The sequence below is a fragment of the Paucibacter aquatile genome (genome assembly GCF_002885975.1).
GTDB classification, from domain to species: domain Bacteria; phylum Pseudomonadota; class Gammaproteobacteria; order Burkholderiales; family Burkholderiaceae_C; genus Paucibacter_A; species Paucibacter_A aquatilis.
Map to the genome: position 1 here is coordinate 78,731 of NZ_POSP01000004.1, position 23,191 is coordinate 101,921.

Here is a 23,191-nt window from a genome sequence, read left to right on the forward strand (position 1 = left end):
TTGTGCTGGCTGAAGCTGGGGCGCGCTAGAGCAGTTTGCCGCCACTCGGGCGCAAGGGGCCGCCGCTCAGGCTGCCGAGGCTGCCTCCCGGATCGCCCTCGAAATCACTGTGGGCCTGGGCAATCCAGGGCGCTTTGCGTGGCAGCACGGTTTGTGCAAGCCATTGCTCGATTTCTTCCGGCGGCAGCGGTTTGCTGAAAAGGAAACCTTGCATCAGGCTGCAACCGAGGCGGTGCAGCACATCCATCTGGCGCAGGGTCTCCACGCCTTCGGCGATCACGCGCAAGCCCATGGCCCGTGCCAGGGCGATGATGGCGGTGACCACGGCCGAGCTCTGCGGCGTGATGCCCAGATCGCGCACAAAAGTGCGGTCGATCTTGACCTCGGAGATGGGCAGCGTCGTCAGATAGGCCAGCGAGGAGTAGCCGGTGCCGAAGTCGTCGATGGAGATTTCCACGCCCACTTCGTTGAGCCGGTGCAGGGCCGGGATGACGTTCTGCAAATCCTTCATCAGATTGTTTTCGGTGATCTCCAGCTGGATCGCCCGGTGCGGCACGCCATAGGCACTGACGCATTGGTGGATGTGCTCGACCAGATCGGAGCGCTCGAACATGCGGCTGGGCAGGTTGACGGCGATCGAGTCCGAGAAGCCAAAGTTGAGCTGCCAGACCTTGGCCTGGCGGGCCGCTTCCTTGAGCGCCCACTCGGACAGGGGCACGATCAGGCCGGTTTCCTCGGCCAGGGGAATGAAGTCGCCCGGGGGCACCAGCTTGTCGCCGCGCTTCCAGCGCATCAAGGCCTCGGCACCCACCATGCGGGCGGCGCGCACATCGATCTTGGGTTGGTAGTGCAGCACGATCTCGCCGCGCTCCAGGGCTTTGTGCAGGGCGCTTTCCAGCTCCAGCTTCTCGCGGCCCTGGCCGGCCAGCTGCGGGGTGTAGAGGGCGGCGGCATTGCGGCCCTGCGACTTGACCGCGTACATGGCCACATCGGAGTTGCGCAGCAGGTCGGCCATGGTCAGACCGTCGCGCGGGTAGATGGCGATGCCCACGCTGGCGGTGACAAAGCATTCCTGGCCCGAGATGAAGATGGGCTCGCGCATGGCCTCGAGCACGCGCTCGGCCACCCGCTCGGCATCACGCTCGTCGCCAATCTCGGGCAGCAGGGCCACGAATTCATCGCCGCCCAGGCGGCCCACGGCCTCCAGGGTGCGGTGCGAGCGGCCGCCGATGGTTTCCAGCATGCCTTCCATGACCTGGTCGGAATGGCGCACGCAGGCGCGCAGGCGCCGGCCCACCTCGATCAGCAGCTCGTCGCCGGCGGCATGGCCCAAGGTGTCGTTGATGATCTTGAAGCGGTCCAGATCGATCAGCAGCAGGCCGACCTCATGGCCGCCGCGGCGCGCCTGCTCGATGGCACGCTCGACGCGCCAGATCAGCTGGCGGCGGTTGGGCAGGCCGGTCAGGGCATCGAAGTGGGCCAGCTGGCGGATGCGGTCCTCGGCCTGGCGGCGGTCGGTCACATCTTGCATCACGCCGGTGTAGCCATTGGCATTGCCATGCTCGTTGAATTCGGGCTCGGCTTCGATGTGGACCACGCGCTGGCGGCCATCGAGCAGGGTCACCGGCAGATCGGTCACCAGCACCGAGTTGTGGGCGATCACGTCACGCAGCAGGCGCAGGAAGAGCGTGCGCTCCTCGTGCGGGATCATGCGCATCACGCCGATGAAATCGAGCCCTTCTTGCGGGCCGCGGCCGAACACGCGCAGCGCCTCGGCGGCCAGGGTGAAGCCACCACCCAGATGCCACTCGAAGCTGCCCATGCGGGCCAGGTCTTGCGCGCGGGCCAGGCGGGCCTTGCTGCGCTCCAGCTCGATGCGGGTGCGTGAGCTGCGCAGCAGGTAGCGAAGGCGCCCGGCCAGCAGGCTCCATTGAGGCGACTTGACGAAGAAATCGGTGGCACCGACCTGGTAGGCGCGGTTGATCGAGGCCTCGTCGTCCAGGCCGGTCAGCATCAACACCGGCGTCGATTCAAAACCTGGGATCTCGCGCAGGCGGGTGCAGGTTTCAAAGCCATCGAGCACCGGCATCATCGCGTCCAGCACGATCAGGTCCGGCGACATATGGGCAATCATGTCCAGCGCCTGCGCGCCGCTGTTGGCCGAGGTGACGTCGAAGCCGCGCTCTTGCAGGGCGGCGCTGGTCATCAGCAGATTGACCTCGTCGTCATCGACCAGCAGCACCTTGGCGCGTGCGGGCAGGTCGTCGTCGAGCTGGGGGCCGGCTGATTTCATGGTGTCGTCGGGGCCAGGCTGGCCAGGGCCAGCTTGACCTGCTGAATGTCGGCCAGCATCGCGTCCAGCAAGCCCTCCAGGCCCTCGCTTTGCTGCTGGCGTGCGCGGGTTTCGATGTCGGCGCAGCGTTCGGCCAGGGCCATGGCCCCGAGGCTGGCTGAGGAGGACTTGAGCGTGTGGCTGACATGGCGCACCACATTCAAGTCCAGCTGTTCCCCGCGCGCCGCCGCCAGCTCGGGCAGCAGGCGGTCCAGGGATTTGAGGTAGGCGGCCAGCACCCGCTCGATCAGCTTGTTGTGGCCGTCGGGGTCAAGCTCACGCAGGCGGTCCAGCGCCACCGGGTCCAGGCAGGAGCTCGCGGCGGCCGCCAAGCTGGCTTCGACCGGCTCGGCGAGTGGGGAAGGAATCGGCGTGGGCGTGGACATGTCAGGAAACGCGGGGCAGGGGCGAGTGTGTCAGACCGGCGGAACGCGCGGAGCGGCCGTGCTGCAGCGGCTCAGAATAGCGTGGCTGGAATGACAAAGCTTGCGCTCCCAAGAGACCCCTCGATATGTGCTTTTGTGGCCGACCAAAGGCCGGACGGAAGTTGCCTATTTTGCCCCTTGTGCAGCGTCCCGTCGGCTTGGAAAAGGCCAAATGGATCACGGCAGCAGGGAGGGGGAAAACCGGCAGTCACTGATGGAATGTAGCCGCAGTGTCAAGCAATTGATCCAAGCGTCTGCGGCGCTCTCGCCCGGCGTTTCCGGCGACTGCCCAAAAGCCGGGCAGGCGCTCCGTACAATGACTCGCATGAACAGCCTCAGCGATGCCCGTGCCAGCACACGCCGACTGCCCCGTCGGGCCGCCGCTGCGTCACTGGCGCTGGTGCTGGGCTTGCTGGTCTTGGCGGCCATGGCCTGGTTCATCACCTTGCAAGATGCCGCGCATTTGAGCGTGGCCGTGGTGGTGCTGACGGTCTTCTGCACGGCCGTGCTGGCCCTGTTGCTGGCCGGCCTGGGTTGGCATGTGGGCGTGCGCCTGACGCGCCAGCGCATGCATGAGGCCTTGCGCGAAGCACGCCAGCACAGCCGCCTGCTTTCGCAGCTGCAAACCGGCTGGCAATGGGCCACCGACGCCGAGCACCACCTGGTGCGCTGGCAAGGGCCGCGCGATGTGCTCAGCTCGCAGTGGGTGGGCAGCACGCATTGCCAGACGCTCTGGGAGCGCTTCCGCCTGGCGCCCGGTGAAGACCTGCCCGAAGGTGCCGACCTGCGCGAGCAGCTGAGCCGCCAGGCAGCGGAATTTGAGCTCCAGCTCCAGCCGATCGCGCCTGAGCTGGCACCGGGCACCTGGGTGCTGCGCGGCCTGGCACGCTGGGATGCCCAGGGGCGATTCGAAGGCTATTGCGGCACGGCACGCCTGCTGGAGCCCGAAGCGGCGGCAGTGCCAAGCCTGCCCCCGGCCCAGGCCAGCACCGCCTGGCTGGATGCGGTGCCTGGCCCGGCCTGGCTGCTCAGCGTGGCGCCGCCGGTGGTGCTGCTGGCCCAGAACGCCCAGGCCGCTGCCGCCGGCGCCCGGGTGGGCGAGCGCTGGCAGGATTGCCAGGCCCAGTTCCCGGCCGAACTGAGCGAGCGCTTGAGCGGCCAACTGCCCAAACCCTACACCGACGCCTCGGGCAGCTATGCCCTGGCCGTGCTGCCGCCTCTGCCGCCACCGGCCCCGCCTGCGGCCGTGGACCCGGGCGAGCATGAGTCCTTCAGCTACACCGTGTCGCACGATCTGCGCGCACCGCTGCGTGTGGTCGAGGGCTTTGCCCGCATCTTGAAAGAAGACTACGGCCGCCTGCTGGACCGCATCGGCAACGACCACCTGGACCGGGTCATGGGCGCGGCCGCGCGCATGAACAGCATGATCGATTCCCTGCTGTCCCTGTCCCAGCTCTCGGCCCAGCCGCTGGCGCGCCAGCCGGTGGACCTCTCGCAGCTGGCCGGTTTTGTGGTCGAAGAGCTGCGTCGCAGTGCGCCCGAGCGTTCGGTGACTGTGCACATTCAGCCACGCATGGTGGTGCAAGGCGACCCGACCTTGCTGCGCATGGTGCTGGAGAACCTCATCGGCAATGCCTGGAAGTACAGCGCCAAGTGCGCGCAGGCGCAGATCCGATTCGAGGCGCAGCTTGAAGAAGGGCAATGGACTTACCGCGTCAGCGACAACGGGGCCGGCTTCGACATGCGTTTTGCCGACCGCCTTTTTGGTGTGTTCCAGCGCCTGCACAGCGCCAGCGATTTCCAGGGCACCGGCGTGGGCCTGGCTTCGGTGCGGCGTATCGTGCGCCGCCATGGCGGTGACATCTGGGCCGAATCGGCCGTGGGCGAGGGCGCCCGCTTCTACTTCACATTGGCTGGCTGAGCCAGCATCTCCAGGGCCTCGACCAGCAGGCGGGCCTGTTCGGTGTCCGAGCGGCCTTCGCTGGCGCTGAGCTTTTGCAGCCGGGCCAAGGCATCGGCACGCGACAGCGAGTAACGGTGCATGAGCACGCCCACCGCAATCGCCTGCACCTCGTCCAGCACCGGGTGCGGCTCGCGTCGCGCGGCCGGGGTGGGCTCGGCCGGGCCGCCCTGACGGCGGTTGGCAAAGGCGGCTTCCACGGCCGGCACGATCTGATGGATGTCCAGGGGCTTGACCAAGTAGGCCACGGCGCCCAGCTCCTTGACCTTGGCCACGGTCTCTTCGTCGGCAAAGGCCGAGAGGAACATGAAGGGGATTTGCAGGTACTCGCGCAGGTAGGCGGCGACGTCGAAGCCGCTCAGGCCTTCCATGCGGATGTCCAGCAGGGCCAGTTCGGGGCGGTGCTCGCGCGCCAACAGGATGGCGTCGTCGCCATTGTCGGCATCGATGACTTCGAAACCGGCCTGCGCCAGACCATAGGTCAGGGTCGCCAGAACCAGACGGTCATCGTCCACTACGAGAATCTTGCCCTTGCTGCTCACCGCTGGAGGTCCCCCGCTGTGCTGGAATGCGGCCGGCTGCTGCCGACCTTGTGTTTGCTGGCATTGTCGCCCAAACCGGGGACCGGGGCGTCCTGGGGTGAGTACGGGGCTGTGCGGGCTCGGCTTTTCGACCGCGGCGTATCGGCTGCGGCGGCTCAGTGTTCGCTTTGCAGGCTGACGCTGGGCTGCAGCAGCTCGACCCGGCAGACCACCAGATCGCCCTGCTGTTCCAGGCTCAGCCGTGCCGTGCGGCGCGGCAGCAGGGCGCGCACCAGGCCCAGGCCCGAGACCCCGCCGGGCACCTGTGCCAGGCTGAAGTCCGGCGGCAGGGTCCCAGGGTTGGTGATGGCGACGCTGACGCTGTCCACCCCGCAGTGCAGGGTGCAGCTGACGGCGCCGGCCGGGCTGTGCTTGAGCGCATTGCTGAGCAGCTCGTTGAGCGTCAGTGCGATCGGGATGGATTCCGCCTCGGGCAGGGTCCAGTCATTGACCCGCTCAGACGTCAGGCCCTCGATATGGCTGGCGATCTGGCGCCCGCTCATGCGCTGCACCGAGCCGATGATGGCGTCCACCACGCGGCGCAGGCGCAGCGGGCCGGAGCTGCCGACCTGCAGGCCGTAGACCTGGGCAATTGCCTGCACCTGACCGACCGCCTCGTTGATGACGCTGGCCACCTCGGGGCGCCGGGCGGCGATCTGCTGCAGCAAGCCGGCCACGCCTTGCAGATTGTTCTTGATGCGGTGGTGCACCTCGCGCACCAGCAGCTCGCGCTGCGAGATGGCGGCTTGCAGGCGCGCCTCTTCGGCAGCACGGTGCTCGGTCACATCGCTGGCCACCAGCAGCAGCTGTTCGGGCGTGCCTTCGTCGATGGCGTCCGGGCTGTCGCCGGTGCCGGCCAGGTGCAGGATGCGCGCATCCCAGACCCGCTCGCGCTCGCCTTCGCCGAGCCGGTATTCGCGCTGCAGCACGGTGCTGGCGCTGGCCGACAGGGCGCTCAACATATCGCGCCGGATCATCTCGCCCTGCAGCGGGCCGAACAGGTCTTCCGGGCTGGCGCCCATCAGCTCGTCCTCGGTGCGGCCGGCCAGGGCGGCGGCCGCCTGGTTGATCTGCTCCACGCGCAGGGTCTTGGCGTCGTGCAGGCTGATGGCCAGGGGCGCGGCTTCGATGATGCGGCTGAGCGAGGCCTGGGCCTGCAGGGTTTGCGCCTCGGCCTGGCGGCGGCGGTCGATGTCCAGCAGGGCAAAGGTCAGCTGGCGGCCGCTGCCGCGGGTGCCGGTGACCACCACATTGCCGACCACCCAGAACTCGCGGCCATCGCGGGCCTTGAGCCGGCACTCGAAGGCCTCGGTCTGGCCCTCGGTCAGCTCGTCCAGGTAATGGGTCTGGCGGAAGGGGTGGTCCGAGGCCGGCGTGGCGACGATGCTCATGGGCTGGCCGGCGAACTCGCTCAGGTCGCCGCCGAACATGCGCCGCGCCGAGCGGTTCATCCATTCGATGCCGCCGCGGCCGACGGTGACGATGCCCACCAGCACCGAGTCCAGCACCGCCCGCTCGCGCTCGGTCTGCAGCATCAGCGATTGCTGGGCGCGCCAGCGGTCGTCCACATTGACGTAGGTGGCGATGATGCCTTCGTCCGGTGCACCGGGCCGCATCACGCGCTTGCTCACCTGCATCCAGAGCACGCTGCCGTCCTGGCGGCGCACGCGGCGCTCGCCGCGCCACAGGCCCTGCCGCTGCAAGGCCTCGCGCACCTCGGCACTGAGATGCTCGAAATCCTGGGGGGACTCGAACAAGGCCTCATGGGCCAGGCCGCCGAGTTCGTGGATGCGGTAGCCGGTCAGTGCGGCCAGGGCGTCATTGGCGCGGGCGATGCGGCCCTTGCGCAAGATGGCGATGCCCACATCGGAGAGGCTGAACATCAGCTCGCGGTCCTGCACCAGGGCTTCCAGCTCGCCTTGCTGGGCCTTGAGGCGGGAGATGTCGCTGATCACGGCGATGGTTTCGCTCTCGCGCGGCGGGCCGCTCTCGAGCTCGCTGGCTTCTGACGCGGCGCGCACCTGGCGCAGGCTCAGCGAGAGCCAGCGCGGCTGGGCCGCTTCGCTGCCGACCTGCAGGAACTCGGCCTCGAAGGTCTGCTGGGCCTGCAGCGTGGGCAGGGCTTCCTGCACCTGCTGGGCCAGCTCGGGTAGGGCGGCGAAGAGCTGGGCCACCGGCGTGCCGGCATGCTGCAGGCCGGGCAGGCCCAGCATTTGCTCGAAACCGCCGTTGCAGCGCACCAACTGGTCGCCGCGCAAATAGGCCAGGCCGAGGCTGGCGCTGTCCATGATGGTGGTCAGCTCGTGCAGCAGCTGTTCGCTGCGGGTTTCGGCCTGGGTTTGGGCGGTGACGTCCAGGGTCACCACCGAGGTGGTGCGCTTGCCCGAGGCCAGCTGGCCGGGCTCGACCCGGGTCAGCAGCCAGCGCCGGCCCAGCTCGGGGTGGCGCACGGCGTAGCGAACCTCGATGCGGTCGCCTTTCTTGAGTGCCCGCTGCAGGCGCTCGAATTCATGGAGCGAGCTGGGCTCGACGATGTCGCGGCCCACGCCCTGCAGGCTGGCCAGGGAGTTGCGCTGGCTGGCCGCGGCCTGGCCCAGATGGGCGCCGCCCGGCGGGCTGCGCGGCGTGCGCGGGCGCAGCCAACCGGCATCCTGCTGGAAGGTGGCCAGGCCGACGCCGGCGGTGTCCATCAAGGCATCGAGCTGCTGGTGGGCGAGGTCGCGCTCCTGCTCGGAGCTGCGGTCTTCCAGCACGGCCAGATAGCGCCGCGCCGGGCCGCTGCTGCCGGCCTGGGGCCGCAAGCGGCCGAGCAGCCAGCGTGTGCGGCCGGCCGGGTCCACCAGGGTGGCCTGTGTCAGCAGGCCGTCTTCATGCGCGCTCAGGGCCTCGGCCAGTCGGCCGTTCTCCCAGGCCAGCAGCTGCTGGATGGCCGGGTCGGCCTCGTGCAAGGTGCTGGGCGGCTGCAGGCACAAGGCGGTGAAGGCGCTGTTGACCTTGAGCAGCAGGCCCTGGGCATCGAAGCTGCACATGGGCAGGGGGCTCATCTCGAACCACTGGGCCAGCTCGGCCTGGGCGCGCTCGGTGTTCTCGCGCAGCAAGGCTTCGCGCGCCTTGGCGTCGCCACTCAGGGCTGGGCCTTCGTGGGGGTGTTCGGCGGCGGCGCCGGCCAGCTTGCCCGCGGCCGGTTTGCCGCGGTGTTTTTCTTCCGGCCGGGCATGCAGCATCCAGCGCGCGGCATCGTCCGCGCGGGGTTCCAGGGCGACCAGGGTCAGCAGGGCGCGCTGGCCATTGGCCAGCTTGATGCCGGTGGGCGGCGGGCCTTGGCGGCCGTCCAGCAGGGCGCGGCTGGCCAGGCGCAGCCAGTCGCCGACACGGCCGCCATGGCTGGTCTGCAGGCCGTGCAAGCCCTTGCCGCCGCTCAGGCCCGCGGCCTGCTCGAGCAGGCTTTGCGCGCTCGGGTTGGCCTCCAGCACCTCCAGCGCTTCGCCGAGCAGGAGCACCGGGTCGCTGATGAGCCCGAACACCCCGCGCAGGGCGGCGAGGTCTTGGGGCAGGAGGGAAAGCTGGGCTGACAGTTGAGCGGACATGTGCGCCGAGTTTACGGGGCGCCCGGCCGGGTTCCCGTTCACTCGAGCTGGGCGGCCTTGTTCAGGGCGCGCAGCACACAGTGGTTGATCTCTTCCGCCCCCAGCATCAGCTGTTCGGCGGCGGCGCGGAAGTCGTAGACCGATTCGTTCTCGATCGCGTGCACCAGCTCCAGATAGGGCTGGTAGGGGCCGCTGCCATCGACCAGGGCCTGGCGCACGCGCTCGGGCATGGGGATGGATTGCAGCAGCTTGGTGAAGGGCTGCTTGAGCATGTGGTCCAGCAGCGAGAACAGGCCGCAGATGAACATCTCGTCGCGCAGCTCGCTGTCGCTCATGCTCTTGGCCAGCTCTTCCATCAGCAGGCCGCGGCGCAGGGCGGCAAACATGATGGGGCGCATGCTGTGGTCCTTGCTGGCTGTGGTCAGCAAGAGGGCCAGCCAGCGCTTGAGGCGCGGATAGCCGAGCAGCATGATGGCGTGGCGGAAGGAGGACACCTCGACCGGCAGGCCGAAGGCGGCCGAGTTCAGGTAGCGCAGCAGCTTGAAGGCCAGGCTGGGGTCGCGCTTGAGTGTTTGCTCCAGGCGCTCGATGTCTTCATCCTGATCGACCCGCGACATCAGCTCGACGATGACCTGCAGATCGGCCTGGATCTCGCTGCGCGGCGCATTTGCCGGTGCCTCGTAGGCGCCCTGCATGGGCCAGCCGATCACGCCGGCGGCACCGCGGCCGAAAGCGCCGTCGATGTCGGCCGCGCTGCGCAGGCCGGCTACCAGGCGGGGCAGGGCGCTGGCCTCGCCCGCGCGGTGTTCCTCGTCCTGATCCAGCACCTGCTGGGCAAAGCAAGCATTCAGCTCGGCCGGCAGGGCGGCGCTGGGCCGGCCCTTGAGCAAGAGGGTGTTGCCGCGTTTCTTGAGTGCGCGCAGCGCCTCGCCCAGGCCGGCATCGGCGGCCATGAAGGCAGGCACCTCGAACTGCACATGGGCCGGCGCTTCGGCGCGCAGCAGCTCCTGCAGCAGGCCTTCGTTGAGCACATTGAGGATGACCTGGGGCCCGCCCGCGGGCCAGACCTCGGACACGGCGGCCAGCAGATCGGCCGCGTCGAGCTGGGCGTCCGGCCGCAAGGGGATCACGGTCAGGCGGGTGGCCGTGACCATGCGCTGGCGGTCGATCAAGGGGGTGTAGCCGAGGGCCAGAGCGCTCAGGATGGGATGGTTCATGACTCCGCGGATCCGATACGGGGGTGTTCAAACATTGAGGTACTGGAACAGCGACATGCGCTGCACCATGGCGTAGGTTTTCAGGGCGGTGTCGTAGCCGGTTTGCTGGTTCTGGAAGTCGGAGATGCCTTGCACCATGTCCAGGTCTTCGGCGGCCGAGCGCTCGGCCTGGTTGTACTGCTTGAGTGCGGCCATGCGGGATTCGGTGCCGTCCAGATTATTCAGCCTCTCACCCAACTGACTGCGAACATTTTGTAAGTTCGTCATCACCGCATCCAGATCGCGCACCCGGCCCGAGTTGGACTGCGAGATCTCCACACCGGTGCGCAGCGGCGTGCGCAGCTCGGCCACGGTGCGGTCCAGCACGTCAAAGAGCTTGAGCGAGTTGGTCGAAGGCTTGACCTCGAAGCGGTCGCCATCCACCGGCTGGCCGGAGATGGTGACGGCCATGCCGTCGAAGGTGATGGCCTTGCCGGGCGTGAAGGGGGCGCTGAAGGCCGGTGTGCCGAGGTCGGTGTCGGTCACGGTGATGGTCTGGGCCGGGCTGGCGCCGCTGATCTCGATCAGATAGTTGTGGCCGGTCAGCAGCGAGGGATCGGCGGTGCGGCCGGCGTCGATCCAGCCCTTGGGCGCGACGCCGGGCGGCACCGAGATCAGATTGGGCAGGGGGCCGGTCTCAAACGTGCCATTGCCGCTGCGCGCCTGTTCGAACACCAGGCGGCCGTCCACGGTCAGGGGGAAGTTGTCGATATTGCCGGTCTGGATGGAGCCCGAGACGCCGTTGAAGCGCACGCCGCCAGCCTGGTCCAGGAAGGGCGGGTCGCTGGCGCCCTGGCCCGAGAACAGATAGCCACCGGCGCCGTCGCCACGGTTGGCGATGGCCAGAAGCTGGTTGCGCAGGCCGGCAATCTTGTTGGCCAGGCCGGCGCGTTCGGCATCGCTGTAGCTGGCGTTGCCGGCGGCGATCATGGTTTCGCGCATCTGCTGCAGCAGCTCGTTGGCGTCGCCCAACGCAGCTTCGCTCAGTGTCATGCCGTTTCGGCTGGCCTCCAGCGCGCGCTGGTTGGCATCGACCCGGCCGATGGTGGACAGAGCGCGCTCGGAGCGTGCCGCGCCGGTCGGGTCGTCGCTGGCCTTGGTGATCTTCTTGCCCGTGGTGAGCTGCTGCTGCGAGGCCTGCATGGATTCCTGGCGGCGCTGCAGGGTCGCGATGCTGCTGTCAAAGATGTTGGCGGTGGACAGGCGCATGGTGGTCTTCCTGGTTGGGGCGCGGGCGCGCCATCAGCGGGCCGCCATCTGCAGCAGCTCGTCGAACAGCTTTTGCGCGGCCTGCAGCACCTTGGCCGCGGCCTGGTAGCCCTGCTGGAACTGCATCAGCCGCGCGGCTTCTTCGTCGAGGTTGACGCCGGCCTGGCCGGCCCGGGTCTGCTCGGCATCGGCGGCCACGGCCACCGAGACGCTGGAGAGGTAGGTGGCACCCTGCACGCGCGAGCCGATCTCGCTCATGGTGGCGGAATAGGCTTCGTTGATGGTGGCGCCCACGGCGATGCTGCCGTCAGGGCGCTGGCGCTGGCCGACGAACTTTTCCCCCTGGATGTTCAGGAAGGCCTTGGCATTGCCGTTGTTGGTGGCGGGGAACTGGGTGCGCTCCAGCGAGATGGTGTCGTCCTTGCGTGGCACGCCGTTCAGGCTCATCTCGAAGCCCAGATCGATCGGCGGCACGGCATTGGGCTCGTTGCCGATGTTCTGGCCTGCGGCCCAGGTGCCGTTGAGCACCGAGCCATCGGCCAGGGTCAGGGTGTACTGCAGCTTGGCCGGGTTGGCGGGATCGGGGTCGCCAAAAGCCAGGCTGATGGGCAGCTTGGTGGCATCGAAACGGTCGTTGACGGCGTAGATGGAATTGACCGTGGCTGAGCCCTTGTTGTCCACATTGGTGGTGGCAGTCAGGGGCGAAGCGGCGGCGATGCCGGTGGGCTGCTCCAGCACGCGACGCATTTCCACGGCGGCCTGGGCCACGGGTTCCAGGCGGTAGGAGTCACCCGGGGCGGGCGGTGTGGCGCCGAAGCTGATCTTGAAGCCATCGACGGTGTCGCCATCGGCCACGTTCTGCGTGTAGCCATCGCTGAGCCGGGTCAGCTTGTAGGTGCCGGAGCCGCTGAGATCGCTCTCCAGGCGGTAGGCGCTGGCCTGCAGCTGGCTGGCGTTGGTGATGGTCATGCTCACGTTCGAGGCAAAGCTGCCATCGGGCGCGCGCGCATTGGTGGTGGCGGGCAAGGCGCGCGGCTGACCAAAGCCGAAAATGGGCACGCCCTTGCCCGGCGGGTCGGACAGGTCCAGGCCCAGGGCTTGCTGCCCGTTGACGCGTGAGGCCAGGGCCGCGGCCATCTGGCCCAACAGATTGCGAGCGTCCTGCAGATCCTTGTTCTGGTACTGCAGCAGGGCGGACAGGGAGCCGCCCGTCAGCACGCTTTCGTCCAGCGAGCGCGGGCCGCCGGAATCGCTGATGCTGAGCGCGGCGCGTGAGCTGTCGTAGGGGTCCTGGGTGACGCTGAGTTCCTGCGCCTGCGCGCCCAGCACCAGTCGCTGGCCGCCGCCGATGAACACGCCCAGGGTGCCGTCGCTGGCGGGTAGGGTCGAGACCTGGATGTACTTGCTCAGCTCGGAGACCAGCTTGTCGCGCTGGTCCAGCAGGTCATTCGGGGTGTGGCCATTGCCGTTGGCGCGCGAGATCTGGTCGTTGGCAAAGGCGATCTGCTTGCTCAGCTCATTGACCACATCGACATTGGCCTTGAGGTCGCTGACCACGCCCGATTGCAGCTCCACCAGCTGCTGGCCGGCGCTGGAAAAGCGCGCCGCCACCTCGGTGGCGCGGCCCATCACCACCTGGCGGGCGGAGGGGTCGGAGGGGCGGCTGCTCACGTCCACCATGGCGTTCAGGAACTGGCCGGCGGCGGCACCCAGGCCGGTCTCGCCGGGCGGGAAGATCTTCTCCAGCTGGGACAGCTGACTCATGCGAGTCGAGTCCATGTGGGCGATGGCCTTGGTGGTGTAGGCCTGGCGGGTCAGGAATTCGTTGTGCGCGCGCTCCACCGTCTCGATGGTCACGCCCTTGCCGAAGTAGCCGGCGCCGGTGAACTGGCCTTCCGGCGTGGTCAGCACCACCGATTGGCGCGAATAGCCGGGCGTGTTGGCATTGGCAATGTTCTGCCCAACCGCCTGCAAGGCGGCCTGGTTGGCGAACATGGCTCGAACGCCGATGGACAGCAATCCGCTCATGGCTGGCGCTCCTCAGCCCCGAAGCTCAGGCCAGGGCGCGCTGCACGCGCACCGTGGTGTTGATCACCCGGGCCAGCTTGCTGGCGTACTCGGGGTCGGTGGCATAGCCGGCGTTCTGCAAGCCCTGGGCAAAGCCCTTGGCCCCGCCCGTCTGGGCCTGGGCCACGACCTTGCTGTAGCGCTCGTTGTTGCTGATCAGCTTGGCGTAGTCCTTGAACGCTTCTTCGTAGCTGCCGTAGGCGCGGAACTTGGCGGTCACGCGCTGGGCCTTGCCATCCACATACTCGGTGGTCTGCACCTCGGCGACGGCGCCCTTCCAGCCCGGCGTGGCCTTGATGCCGAAGACGTTGAAGGAGGGCTGGCCGTCCTTGGTGTTGATCTCGCGCTTGCCCCAGCCGGACTCATGCGCCGCCTGGGCGATCATGAAGCTGGCCGGAATGCCGGTGCTGGCCTCGGCGGCCTTGGCCGCGTCGTCGTGCTTCTGGATGAAGCTGGCCACATGCGGCGCCACATTCTTCTTGGCCAGGGTGGGTAGGGGCTGCACGGTCTTGAGCGGCTCCGCCTTGCCGTCAGTCACGCCCATCTGGCGCTGCAGCTGACGTGCAATCGCATCGGACAGACCGCCCGGCAGGCCGGTCATCTTGCCGGCGAACTGGGTGTCCAGCATTTCGCTGCCCATCTGTGTGGCGGAGTTCTCCAGCATGCCGGTGGCCATGGTGTTGGAGCGCATGCTCTTCATCACCTCCTGCATGAACAGGGATTCGAACTGGCGCGCGGTCTCGCGAATGCTGCTCTTGGGGTCGCGCGAGGCGGCGGCACGCAGGGTTTCGATCGAGCGGTGGTCGTTGCCCAGGCTGGTGCCACCACCGAGGGCCATGCCATTGTTGGGAGAGAGGGCCATATCAGATCACCTCCAGCTCGGCGTTCAAGGCGCCGGCGGTTTTCATCGCTTGCAGGATGGCCAGCAGGTCTTGCGGCGTGGCGCCCAGCGAGTTCAGCGCCTTGACAACATCGGCCAGCTTGGCACCCGCGGGCAGCTGGATCAGCGAGCCGGGGTCCTGCTTGATCGAGATGTCGGTCTTCTCGGTCACCTGGGTCTGGCCGCCCGACAGGGCATTGGGCTGGCTGACTTGCGGTGTGGAACTGATGGTCACCGACAGATTGCCGTGGGCCACGGCACAGGCGGCCAAGGTGACGGCCTGGTTCATGACCACCGAGCCGGTGCGGGCGTTGATGACGATGCGGGCGGCCGGCTCGGCCAGATCCAGGGCCAGGTTTTCCATATCGGCCAGGAAGTTGACACGCTCGTCCGGGTCGTTGGGCGCGCGCACGCGCACGACACGGCCATCCAGGGCCTGGGCCACGCCATTGCCCTTGGCCTTGTTGATGGCGCGGGCCACGGCGCGAGCGGTGGCGAAATCGGCGGAGTTGAGGTCGAGTTGGATGTAGTCGCCGTTTTGCAGCGGCGTCGGCACCGAGCGCTCGACCAGGGCGCCGCCGGGTATGCGGCCGGCCGAGAGGTGGTTGATCTGCACCTTGGAGCCACCGGCCGAGGCGCCGGCGCCGCCGACGATCAGATTGCCTTGCGCCAGGGCATAGACCTGGCCGTCGGCACCGCGCAGCGGGGTGGTGATCAGGGTGCCGCCGCGCAGGCTCTTGGCATTGCCGACCGAGGACACGGCGATGTCGAGCTGCTGGCCGGGCTGGGCAAATGCGGGCAGCTGGGCCGTGACCATGACGGCGGCGATATTGCGCGGCTGCATGGTCACGCCTTGCGGCAGGATGACACCGAATTGCTGCAGCATGGCGGCCAGGCTTTGGCCGGTGTAGGGAGCTTGGGTGGTCTGGTCACCCGTGCCGTCCAGACCCACCACCAGGCCATAGCCGGTCAGCGAGTTGCTGCGCACGCCCTGGATGGCGGCCACTTCCTTGATCCGGGCGGCGGAGGCCTCGGCGGGCCACCAAAGGGCGGCGCTGGCCAGCAGGGCGGCGAGGCCGATCAGGGCGCGGAGGAATTTGTCGGTGGCTGTTTGCATGATGGTCGTGGAGGGGGAATCCTCTACGACCGATTCTGGGCAAACTTAAGTCGGCCAAAGGTTCAAAAAGAAGCGCGACAACCAGCCTATTCCATGGGCGTCGGCGGTGGCGCCGCGGCCCTTCTGTTCGATCCGAACATTGGCCACCGAAGCCGAGGGCACGACATTGCCCTGGGTGATGGCGCGCGGGTCCACCTGGCCCGAGAAGCGCAGAACATCGACGTTATGGTTGACGCCGATCTGCTTCTCGCCGCTGATCATCAGATGGCCATTGGGCAGCACGGCGGTGACCACGGCGGTGATGCTGCCGGAGAAGTCGTTGGTGTTCTCGTTCGTGCCCTTGCCGGTGGACTTGGTGGCCGAGCTGCCGCCGGCCGAGGCGCGGCCGAAGGAGTTGGCGCTGACAAAGGGCAGGGCGGTGACGCCGGCGGTCAGCGAGCCGGTCTTGTTGAGCTCGCTGGTGCTGCTCTGGCTGGCGGTGACCTTCTCGACAATCTGGATGGTCAAGGTGTCGCCCACCATGCGGGCGCGGTGGTCTTCGAACAGCGGCCGGTAGGCGGCGGCCTGGTAGATGGCGCCATTGCTGGGGCCATGGGCGGGCAGGGCGGGCATGTTCACCACCGGCGTGTGCTGCAGCTCGACCTGGGGTTCGCGGTAGAGCGTGCTGCAGCCGCCGAGCAGCAAGGCACTGGACAAGGCGAGCAGCAAGCGAGGCAGGCGGGCGTGAAGCATGTGATGGCGGGGCAGGGTGTTCATGAGCGGAGGCTCCATCAGATCTGTGCGAGCTTTTGCAGCATCTGGTCCGAGGTTTGCACGGCCTTGGAATTGAGCTCGTAGGCGCGCTGGGTCTGGATCATGGACACCAGCTCCTCCACCACATTGACGTTGGAGGTTTCCACATAGCCTTGTTGCAGCGAGCCCAGGCCGTTGGCATTGGGCGCGCCGGCATTGGGCGTGCCCGAGGAGGCGGTCTCCGAGAACAGGTTCTGGCCCTTGGGGTCCAGGCCGGCCGGATTGACGAAATTGGCGAGCTGGATCTGGCCCAGGGTTTGCGGCGCCGGTGTGCCCGGGACGGTGATGCTGACCGTGCCGTCATTGCCGACGGACACGCTCAGTGCATTGGCCGGCACGGTGATCCCGGGCAGCACGGTATAGCCGTTGTTGGTGACGATCTGGCCGTTGGCGTCGAGCTGGAAGGAGCCGTCGCGCGTGTAGGCCGTGGTGCCGTCCGGCATCTGCACCTGGAAGAAACCATTGCCCTTGATGGCCAGGTCCAGGTTGTTGGTGGTTTGCTGCAGATTGCCCTGGCTGTAGATGCGGGCGCTGGCCACCGGGCGCACGCCCAGGCCGACCTGCAAACCCGTGGGCAGTTGGGTCTGCTCGGTGGTGTTGGCGCCGCTTTGCCGCAGGTTTTGATAGATCAAGTCTTCGAACACCGCGTGTGAGCGCTTGAAACCATTGGTGGCGACGTTGGCCAGGTTGTTGGAGATGGTGTCCAGCTGGGTCTGCTGGGCCTCCATGCCGGTCTTGGCAATCCAGAGTGAGCGGATCATGGTCGGTGTCCTTCAGGGAATCGGGAGGTCAGGTGGTGCCCAGCAGCTTGGCCGATTGCTGGCCCTGGGTCTGGGCAATCTGCATCAGCTTCATCTGTTGCTCGAACTGGCGGCCGGCGGCAATCATGCTGACCATGGTTTCGACGGCGCTGACGTTGGAGCCTTCCAGCGCGCCGTCTTGCAGGCGTGCCGTCGGGTCGGCGGGCAGGTCGCCGTCGGGCGCACGGAACAGACCGTCGGCGCCGCGCGTCAGGCGTGCCTCGGGCGTGACCAGCTTGAGCTTGCCGATGGTGGTGCTGGTGCCGTTGGCCGCTTTGGCGCTGACGGTGCCGTCGCCGCCGATGGACAGCTCGGTATTGGGCGGCGCATTGATCGGGCCGCCATCGCCTTGCACCGGCAGGCCGTTGCGTATGACCAGCAGGCCTTCGGCATTGACATCGAGTGCGCCCGCGCGGGTGTAGGCCTCGGTGCCGTCCAGGCCCTGCACGGCCAGCCAGGCGTTGCCCTTCATTGCCACATCAAGGCTGCGGCTGGTGGCTTGCATGACGCCGGGGTCGGAGTTGTAGCCGGTGGTCGTTTCCAGGGCGTAGGCTCGGGTGCTGGCGCCATCGCCACGCACCGGCACCGAGCGAAAGGCCTGCAGCTCGGCCCGGAAGCCATTGGTCGAGACGTTGGCCAGGTTGTTGGCCAGCACGTCCTGACGCTGCATGGCCGCCTTGGCGCCGGCCATCGAGAGGTAGATCATGCGGTCCATGGCGTGTCCTTGGGCAGGGTCATGCGGGATCAGGCCTTCAGTGCGCGCTCAGCATCAACGCAGGTTGACGATGGTCTGCAGCACCTGGTCCTGGGTCTTGATGGTCTGAGCGCTGGCCTGGTAGGCGCGCTGGGCGGTGACCATATTGACCAGCTCGGCGGTCAGGTCGACGTTGGACTCTTCCAGCGCGCCCGATTGCAGCTTGCCCAGGTTGCCGTCACCCGGCACGCCCACCACCGCCTCGCCCGAGGAGAAGGTGCGCGCCCAGACATTGCCGCCCATGGGCTGCAGGCCTTGCGGGCTGCGGAAGGAGGCCAGCTCGACCTGGCCCGCCGGCTTGGATTGACCGTTGGAGTAACGCGCCATGACGATGCCGCTGTTCTCGATCAGGATGCCGGAGAGCTGGCCCGGAGCGTAGCCGTCCTGGGTCAGGTTGGTCACGGCGAAGCTGGAGCCGTTCTCGGTGGCGCCCAGCACGTCAAACTGGATGCCGGGGATGTCCAGGGTGGCGGCGCCGGCGGCGTTGCGGCCGGCGGGCACATCCATGTTCAGCTTGGTCGTGGGATCGATGGGCTTGCCACCGGTCTTGGGGAAGGTCACGGTGGCATAGGGCGTCAGCGGGTTGCCACTGGCATCGGTGCCGATGGCGCCGCCGGCGGAATCGGTGGCGAAGGGTGAGCCGTTGGCGGTGGCGAAGATGTTCCAGGTCGTGCTGCCGTCGGCGGCGGGCTCGTTCTTCTGGAAGTAGAGCGTGATGGCCACGTCCTGGCCCTTGGCGTCATAGGCCGTCAGCGAGGTGGCGTTGTTGTAGGTGGCCGGGTTCTTCAGGTCGATGCCAGGAATGGCGGCGTTGGCCGTGACTTTGGAGCGCGAGTCGAGGTTGAACTCGGTGGTGATGGCGGTGGTGGTCTTGGGCGCGATGCCCGAGGTGGGCAGCTGCAGGGGCTGGGCCAGGCCGGGCTGGATCACGCCGGCGCCATCGGCCGGGTAGCCCATGAGCTTGAGCTGGTCGTTGTTGACGATGAAGCCGTTGCGGTCGACCTTGAACTGGCCGTTGCGGCTGTACATGGTCGGGTTCTTGCCATCGCTGAGCTGGAAGAAGCCGCCGCCGTTGATGGCCAGGTCCATGGGGCTTTCGGTCGTGGTGATATTGCCCTGTGTGAACTGCTGGGCCACGGCGGCCAGGGCCGTTCCGATGCCGACCGGGCTGCTGCCCGCGCCGTTGAGTGCGCCGGCATACACATCTTTGAACTCGGCCCGTGAGGCCTTGGAACCATAGGTGCCGGCATTGGCGATGTTGTTGCCGATGACGTCGAGATTCTTGCTCGCGCCGTTCAATCCGGAGAGGCCTTGTTGGAAGCTCATGATGGGTCCTTAGCGGGAAATCGTGAAAGGGACAGGCGCGGCGAGCGTCAGTCGAAAGTCTTGATGCTGGCGTAGTCAACCAGCCCAGCGTTCTGAAGCTGCAGCTTCAGCGAGGTGCCGCTGGTGTTGACGGCCAGCACCTTGTCCTGGGCGTAAAGCGTGCTGCTCACGGCGGCCGTGCCCTTGGTCGCAGTGATGCGGAATTTGAGTCCGGCGTCGTCGGCGTACTTGTCCGAGGCCCACTTGAAGTTGTGGCGGCCGGTGCCTTGCGCGCCGAGCTGCACCGTGTCGACCACGGCGCCGGCGGGGCTCAAGACCTCCAGCTTCACCGCATCGGCGGGGCTGCTCAAGGCGTAGCTGCCTTCGCCCACCCCGTTGGTTTGCTGCAGGCGGTTGCCCTCGACGCTGACTTCGCGGCCCACCAAGGAGACGCTTTGCAGGGCCTGCATCTGGGTGAACTGGTTGGCCAGGGACTTGATGCTGTTGTCCAGGGTGCTGACGCCGCTGACCGTCTGGATCTGCGCCATCTGGCTGGTCACCTGGGCGTTGTCCATGGGGTTCATGGGGTCCTGGTTCTGCATCTGCGCGACCAGCAGCTTGAGAAAACGGTCCTGCGTGTCCACGGCCTTCTTGCTGGCCGACTCTTCCGCGGTGTTGGTGGTGGTGCCGGTCGACTTGACGGCGCTGATGACGTCCATGGCGGGCCTCTTTCAGGTGAAGCTCAGGACTGGCCGAGCTGCAGGGTTTTGAGCAGCAGGCTCTTGGCCGTGCTCATCACCTCGATGTTGTTCTGGTAGGAGCGGGAGGCCGAGATCATGTTGACCATCTCCTCCACCGTGTTGACATTGCTGTAGGTCACATAGCCTTCGGCGTCGGCCTTGGGATGCTTGGGATCGTGAACCCGGCGCCCGGGCGTCTGGTCTTCGCTGATGGTGCTGACGCGCACGCCGGCGGCACCCTGGTCGCCGTTGGCGCCCATCAGGGCGGTCTGAAACACCACCTGGCGGGCCTTGTAGGCCTGACCATCGGGTCCGGCCACGGTGTCGGCATTGGCCAGATTGCTGGCCACCACATTGAGGCGCTGGCTCTGCGCGCTGACGGCGCTGCCCGAGACATTGAAGATTTGAAACATGGACATGGTCTGCTCCTGGCCGGTGGTCTGCTAGTGCCGGGCCGCTCAGGCCGCGTTGGGCGACTTCATGGCGTCCAGCGTGGTGCGCACCGAGCTGTTGATGAAACGCAGCGTGGCTTCGTACTTGACGGAGTTGTCGGCGAAGCTGGCCCGTTCGCGGTCCATGTCGACGGTGTTGTTGTCCAGATTGGTCTGCGCCGGCACGGCATAGAGCTTGCTCGCTTCGCTGCGCCCGCCGCCGATCGGGCCCATATGGCCTCCCTGGGTGGTCAGGAGCTGGCCCGAGCCGCGGCTGGACGAGGTGGCCTCACGCAGAGCGCGGGAGAAGTCAAGATCGCGGGCTTGGTAGCCCGGGGTGTCGGCATTGGCAATATTGCTGGCGAGCATGCGCTGGCGTTCCGAGCGCAGGGCCAGGGCCTCGGTCTGGAAGTTCAGGTTGGCGGTCAGTCGGTTCAGCATGATGCGTGCCCCCTGCTTGGGTTCGGGCTGGAGCGCCGCGCCTTGGGGCTGGGGAGGGTCTCAAGGTCCCTGTCCGTCGGACGGGAATGGGCGATGTGAACGGATTGTGTTGGGCCGCTCTGAAAACATTAGCGGGAATAGCAAGGGCTTTGCTGCGCATTTCGGCCCTCGTGGCCAAGGGGTGGCGGCCTACAGTCCATCCATGCTTTCGACTCGCTCCATCCCTGTCGCTCAGATGCTCCGCCGCCCGGCGCGCCTGGCAGCATGGCTGATCCTGAGCCTGAGTTGGAGCCTGCCTTTGTGGCTGGTAGGGATGCTGAGCGAGGCTCAGGCCCAGACGGCCAAGCCGGTGGTGACCGAAACGCTGAGCACCGAATTGCGCTTGCAGGTCCAGGACCTGGCCCAGGCCGGCGCCAAGGCCGGCATGCCCGCGCAGGCACGGGTGGAGGTGCAGGTCGGTCAACTCGATCCGCGCCTCAAGCTGGCGCCCTGTGCCCAGGTGCAACCGTACTTGCCCACCGGCCTGCAGATGTGGGGCCGCACCCGCATCGGTCTGCGCTGCATCGATGGTCGCGCGCGCTGGAACGTCACGCTGCCGGTGCAAGTCAAGGTCTATGCCCGTGCCCTGGTGGCCGCCGAACCCCTGGCTTCGGGGGTGAGCCTGACTCAAGCGCAGCTGGCAATGGCCGAAATAGACATAGCGTCTGTGGCCGGCGCGGTGTTCACCGATGCGGCCGGCTTGACTGGACGCAGCCTGGTCCGCCCTGTGGCGGCTGGCGAAGCGATCAGCAGCAGCAGCTTGAGGGCGCGGCAGTGGTTTGCGGCGGGTGAGACGGTGCAGGTCCGGGTTTCCGGGCCGGGCTTCGCGGTCGCCGGCGAAGGTCAGGCCATGGCCGCGGGTTTGGAAGGACAGAACGTCAAGATCCGCTTCGAAAACGGGCGGATGGTGACGGGTCGGGTCGTCGGTGAACGACGGGTGGAGGTGTTGTTGTGAACAACGCTGGCACACGTCAACCGGTGTTGAGACTCAGCTCTGAGGCGGAAAAACCCCGCTTCTGGGGCGGGAGCGGTTTTGTCGAAAGTACTAAAGTCTTCATGTTGAGCGTCGATACACCGGAAAACCTGGACAGGTTTGGGCATGACCCAGGCCTATGGAGAGCACCATGAAAATCGGTAATAGCCCAGAGATCGCATCGTCGGCCGTCACGGCCGACAAGGCGGGCGCGGCCCAGACAGGGCGAGCGCAAGGCCAGGGCGCGACTGCACAAGTGGCCGGAAAGAAGGCGCCGGAGGCCAGCGCCACCCTGGAGCTGTCGACCAATGCGACCAAGCTCCTGGCGGGTGTGGCGGAAGACGGCAGCTTCGATGCCGAGAAGGTCGGGCGCATCTCGCAGGCCATCTCGGACGGCAAGTTCACGGTCAACGCCAACGTCATCGCCGACAAGCTGATTGCCAACGCTCAAGAAATGCTGAGCCGGATGACGCCTCACTGATCGAGGCGGTTCGGGCCTTTGCCTGCTGTGACAGGGCAAGGGTTGATCAAAGTTTCGTTTGTTGAACCCTAACGCGTTCTCAACGCCTTATGGCGGGGACAGCCATGCACGCTTTGCCTCCCTCAGATTCCACTCCCGCAGCGCTCGGCCAGCAGCTCGAGCAGCCGCTGCTGGAGGTGGAAAGCTGCCTCAATTTGCTGGGTGATGCCTTGCTGCGGCGCGACACCCAGGCCATCGAACAACACGCTGCTCGCCTGCATCAGGCGCTGGCGGTGGCGATCACGAGCTTCAGCGAAGCCGCTCGCAGCGGTGCGGTGCCGGCCCATCTGCGTCATCGTCTGGTGCAGGCTGGGGGCCGTGTGGCCGCCCAGCGTGAGTCTTTGGCCCGCGCCACGGCGGCGCTGGACCGTGCGATCGACGTGCTGATGCCCGGCGAAGCCAACGGCCTGTATTCGGCGCTGGGCAAGAACGAGCGCAAGAGCCTGGGCGGCGCTTCGATTCAAGCCTGATCGGCCCGCTCGCTGCTCGGCCGATGGGTGCCGGGCATGAAAGCAGCCCAAGCCACGCTCACTGCGTGGCTTTTTTTCGCACCTTGTCCAGGTAGGCGTGGCCGTCGGGCGGCAGACCGCTGCGTTGCGATTCCCAGATCATTTCGCCCAGGCAGTCCATGGCCACGTGGTGGGCCTCGTGCAGGGAGTTGCGCCGGGCGGCCAGCAGATCGACGGCCTGGCGGATGCCATGCGGCTGGTCGATGGACTGCTGCTCGCTGATGGTCAGGTGCATGGACAGATGCAGAAAGGGGTTGGTGCGCCCCTCTTCGACGCTGTAGACCGCCGCCAGGGCCGCCTCTTCATCGGCCAGTTCGGCGTGGTATTCCGGGTGCTGGGCGATCCAGTCGGCGGCGATGGCCTCCATGGGAATCAGGGGCTGGCCGTCGCGCAGCTTGCGGTAGGTGGCGCAGAAGAAGCGGCGCACCTCGAGTTGGGATGGGGCAAACATAGGGCCAGATTGTCGCTGCTGC

General features: G+C 67.2%; 21 protein-coding genes. 4 read left to right on the plus strand and 17 right to left on the minus strand.

Annotation, left to right across the window (positions count from 1 at the left end; translation table 11 throughout):
• Positions 1-25 precede the first annotated feature (25 nt).
• Positions 26-2,293, minus strand: coding sequence for a putative bifunctional diguanylate cyclase/phosphodiesterase (locus tag C1O66_RS20035; protein ID WP_102769810.1), 2,268 nt, complete (start codon positions 2,291-2,293; stop codon positions 26-28).
• Positions 2,290-2,718 (minus strand): Hpt domain-containing protein, encoded by a 429-nt coding sequence (locus C1O66_RS20040; protein ID WP_102769811.1) that lies wholly within the window; start codon positions 2,716-2,718, stop codon positions 2,290-2,292. Before C1O66_RS20040 ends, C1O66_RS20035 begins: the two co-directional genes overlap by 4 nt.
• 364 nt (positions 2,719-3,082) lie before the next feature.
• On the opposite strand from C1O66_RS20040, the gene C1O66_RS20045 reads away from it, so the two are divergent.
• On the plus strand, positions 3,083-4,678 hold the full coding sequence (locus C1O66_RS20045; protein ID WP_165794711.1) for a sensor histidine kinase: 1,596 nt from the start codon (positions 3,083-3,085) through the stop codon (positions 4,676-4,678).
• On the opposite strand, the gene C1O66_RS20050 is transcribed toward C1O66_RS20045, so the two are convergent.
• The 14 genes from C1O66_RS20050 to flgB all read right to left on the minus strand — a co-directional run bounded on the left by C1O66_RS20050 (position 4,657) and on the right by flgB (position 20,677).
• The gene (locus C1O66_RS20050) at positions 4,657-5,259 is read right to left on the minus strand and encodes a response regulator (RefSeq protein WP_102769813.1); all 603 of its coding nucleotides are present in this window, start codon (positions 5,257-5,259) and stop codon (positions 4,657-4,659) included. The genes C1O66_RS20045 and C1O66_RS20050 overlap by 22 nt on opposite strands.
• Positions 5,260-5,414: 155 nt before the next feature.
• Positions 5,415-8,885: a PAS domain S-box protein gene (locus C1O66_RS20055; protein ID WP_133155307.1), complete on the minus strand. Its 3,471-nt coding sequence runs from the start codon at positions 8,883-8,885 to the stop codon at positions 5,415-5,417.
• 38 nt (positions 8,886-8,923) lie between these two features.
• Complete coding sequence (locus tag C1O66_RS20060; RefSeq protein ID WP_102769815.1) at positions 8,924-10,102, minus strand: EAL and HDOD domain-containing protein; 1,179 nt, start codon at positions 10,100-10,102, stop codon at positions 8,924-8,926.
• A 27-nt stretch (positions 10,103-10,129) separates the two neighbouring features.
• On the minus strand, positions 10,130-11,350 hold the full coding sequence (gene flgL, locus C1O66_RS20065) for a flagellar hook-associated protein FlgL (RefSeq protein ID WP_102769816.1): 1,221 nt from the start codon (positions 11,348-11,350) through the stop codon (positions 10,130-10,132).
• 33 nt (positions 11,351-11,383) lie between these two features.
• Positions 11,384-13,378: a flagellar hook-associated protein FlgK gene (flgK, locus tag C1O66_RS20070; protein ID WP_102769817.1), complete on the minus strand. Its 1,995-nt coding sequence runs from the start codon at positions 13,376-13,378 to the stop codon at positions 11,384-11,386.
• A 25-nt stretch (positions 13,379-13,403) separates the two neighbouring features.
• On the minus strand, positions 13,404-14,279 hold the full coding sequence (gene flgJ, locus C1O66_RS20075) for a flagellar assembly peptidoglycan hydrolase FlgJ (protein ID WP_102769818.1): 876 nt from the start codon (positions 14,277-14,279) through the stop codon (positions 13,404-13,406).
• Position 14,280: 1 nt separating this feature from the next.
• Complete coding sequence (locus C1O66_RS20080; RefSeq protein ID WP_102769819.1) at positions 14,281-15,414, minus strand: flagellar basal body P-ring protein FlgI; 1,134 nt, start codon at positions 15,412-15,414, stop codon at positions 14,281-14,283.
• Positions 15,415-15,459: 45 nt separating this feature from the next.
• On the minus strand, positions 15,460-16,170 hold the full coding sequence (locus tag C1O66_RS20085) for a flagellar basal body L-ring protein FlgH (RefSeq protein ID WP_243392895.1): 711 nt from the start codon (positions 16,168-16,170) through the stop codon (positions 15,460-15,462).
• A 14-nt stretch (positions 16,171-16,184) separates the two neighbouring features.
• Positions 16,185-16,967, minus strand: coding sequence for a flagellar basal-body rod protein FlgG (flgG, locus tag C1O66_RS20090; protein WP_102769820.1), 783 nt, complete (start codon positions 16,965-16,967; stop codon positions 16,185-16,187).
• 28 nt (positions 16,968-16,995) lie between these two features.
• Positions 16,996-17,721 carry a flagellar basal-body rod protein FlgF gene (gene flgF, locus C1O66_RS20095; protein ID WP_102769821.1) on the minus strand — a complete coding sequence of 242 codons (726 nt, stop codon included), beginning with the start codon at positions 17,719-17,721 and terminating at the stop codon, positions 16,996-16,998.
• A 54-nt stretch (positions 17,722-17,775) separates the two neighbouring features.
• The gene (flgE, locus tag C1O66_RS20100) at positions 17,776-19,086 is read right to left on the minus strand and encodes a flagellar hook protein FlgE (protein ID WP_102769822.1); all 1,311 of its coding nucleotides are present in this window, start codon (positions 19,084-19,086) and stop codon (positions 17,776-17,778) included.
• 47 nt (positions 19,087-19,133) lie between these two features.
• Positions 19,134-19,784 (minus strand): flagellar hook assembly protein FlgD, encoded by a 651-nt coding sequence (locus C1O66_RS20105; RefSeq protein ID WP_102769823.1) that lies wholly within the window; start codon positions 19,782-19,784, stop codon positions 19,134-19,136.
• A gap of 23 nt (positions 19,785-19,807) precedes the next feature.
• Positions 19,808-20,224 carry a flagellar basal body rod protein FlgC gene (gene flgC, locus C1O66_RS20110; protein ID WP_102769824.1) on the minus strand — a complete coding sequence of 139 codons (417 nt, stop codon included), beginning with the start codon at positions 20,222-20,224 and terminating at the stop codon, positions 19,808-19,810.
• 39 nt (positions 20,225-20,263) lie between these two features.
• Entirely contained in the window at positions 20,264-20,677 is a 414-nt protein-coding gene (flgB, locus tag C1O66_RS20115; RefSeq protein ID WP_102769825.1) for a flagellar basal body rod protein FlgB, read from the minus strand.
• Positions 20,678-20,879: 202 nt separating this feature from the next.
• On the opposite strand from flgB, the gene flgA reads away from it, so the two are divergent.
• The 3 genes from flgA to C1O66_RS20130 all read left to right on the plus strand — a co-directional run bounded on the left by flgA (position 20,880) and on the right by C1O66_RS20130 (position 22,679).
• Positions 20,880-21,671 (plus strand): flagellar basal body P-ring formation chaperone FlgA, encoded by a 792-nt coding sequence (gene flgA, locus C1O66_RS20120; RefSeq protein WP_243392896.1) that lies wholly within the window; start codon positions 20,880-20,882, stop codon positions 21,669-21,671.
• Positions 21,672-21,840: 169 nt separating this feature from the next.
• The gene (flgM, locus tag C1O66_RS20125; RefSeq protein ID WP_102770390.1) at positions 21,841-22,170 is read left to right on the plus strand and encodes a flagellar biosynthesis anti-sigma factor FlgM; all 330 of its coding nucleotides are present in this window, start codon (positions 21,841-21,843) and stop codon (positions 22,168-22,170) included.
• Between the two features lie 104 nt (positions 22,171-22,274).
• Positions 22,275-22,679: a hypothetical protein gene (locus C1O66_RS20130; RefSeq protein ID WP_102769826.1), complete on the plus strand. Its 405-nt coding sequence runs from the start codon at positions 22,275-22,277 to the stop codon at positions 22,677-22,679.
• Positions 22,680-22,737: 58 nt separating this feature from the next.
• Here C1O66_RS20130 and C1O66_RS20135 read toward each other — a convergent pair whose 3' ends face one another.
• The gene (locus tag C1O66_RS20135; RefSeq protein WP_102769827.1) at positions 22,738-23,169 is read right to left on the minus strand and encodes a DUF1841 family protein; all 432 of its coding nucleotides are present in this window, start codon (positions 23,167-23,169) and stop codon (positions 22,738-22,740) included.
• Between the last annotated feature and the right edge of the window lie 22 nt (positions 23,170-23,191).

Coding starts and splice junctions, on each gene's coding strand:
- C1O66_RS20035 (WP_102769810.1), bottom strand. CDS start 2,293: ATGAAATCAGCCGGCCCCCAGCTCGACGACGACCTGCCCGCACGCGCC.
- C1O66_RS20040 (WP_102769811.1), bottom strand. CDS start 2,718: ATGTCCACGCCCACGCCGATTCCTTCCCCACTCGCCGAGCCGGTCGAA.
- C1O66_RS20045 (WP_165794711.1), top strand. CDS start 3,083: ATGAACAGCCTCAGCGATGCCCGTGCCAGCACACGCCGACTGCCCCGT.
- C1O66_RS20055 (WP_133155307.1), bottom strand. CDS start 8,885: ATGTCCGCTCAACTGTCAGCCCAGCTTTCCCTCCTGCCCCAAGACCTC.
- C1O66_RS20060 (WP_102769815.1), bottom strand. CDS start 10,102: ATGAACCATCCCATCCTGAGCGCTCTGGCCCTCGGCTACACCCCCTTG.
- flgL (WP_102769816.1), bottom strand. CDS start 11,350: ATGCGCCTGTCCACCGCCAACATCTTTGACAGCAGCATCGCGACCCTG.
- flgK (WP_102769817.1), bottom strand. CDS start 13,378: ATGAGCGGATTGCTGTCCATCGGCGTTCGAGCCATGTTCGCCAACCAG.
- flgJ (WP_102769818.1), bottom strand. CDS start 14,279: ATGGCCCTCTCTCCCAACAATGGCATGGCCCTCGGTGGTGGCACCAGC.
- C1O66_RS20080 (WP_102769819.1), bottom strand. CDS start 15,414: ATGCAAACAGCCACCGACAAATTCCTCCGCGCCCTGATCGGCCTCGCC.
- C1O66_RS20085 (WP_243392895.1), bottom strand. CDS start 16,170: ATGAACACCCTGCCCCGCCATCACATGCTTCACGCCCGCCTGCCTCGC.
- flgG (WP_102769820.1), bottom strand. CDS start 16,967: ATGATCCGCTCACTCTGGATTGCCAAGACCGGCATGGAGGCCCAGCAG.
- flgF (WP_102769821.1), bottom strand. CDS start 17,721: ATGGACCGCATGATCTACCTCTCGATGGCCGGCGCCAAGGCGGCCATG.
- flgE (WP_102769822.1), bottom strand. CDS start 19,086: ATGAGCTTCCAACAAGGCCTCTCCGGATTGAACGGCGCGAGCAAGAAT.
- C1O66_RS20105 (WP_102769823.1), bottom strand. CDS start 19,784: ATGGACGTCATCAGCGCCGTCAAGTCGACCGGCACCACCACCAACACC.
- flgC (WP_102769824.1), bottom strand. CDS start 20,224: ATGTCCATGTTTCAAATCTTCAATGTCTCGGGCAGCGCCGTCAGCGCG.
- flgB (WP_102769825.1), bottom strand. CDS start 20,677: ATGCTGAACCGACTGACCGCCAACCTGAACTTCCAGACCGAGGCCCTG.
- flgA (WP_243392896.1), top strand. CDS start 20,880: ATGCTTTCGACTCGCTCCATCCCTGTCGCTCAGATGCTCCGCCGCCCG.
- flgM (WP_102770390.1), top strand. CDS start 21,841: ATGAAAATCGGTAATAGCCCAGAGATCGCATCGTCGGCCGTCACGGCC.
- C1O66_RS20130 (WP_102769826.1), top strand. CDS start 22,275: ATGCACGCTTTGCCTCCCTCAGATTCCACTCCCGCAGCGCTCGGCCAG.
- C1O66_RS20135 (WP_102769827.1), bottom strand. CDS start 23,169: ATGTTTGCCCCATCCCAACTCGAGGTGCGCCGCTTCTTCTGCGCCACC.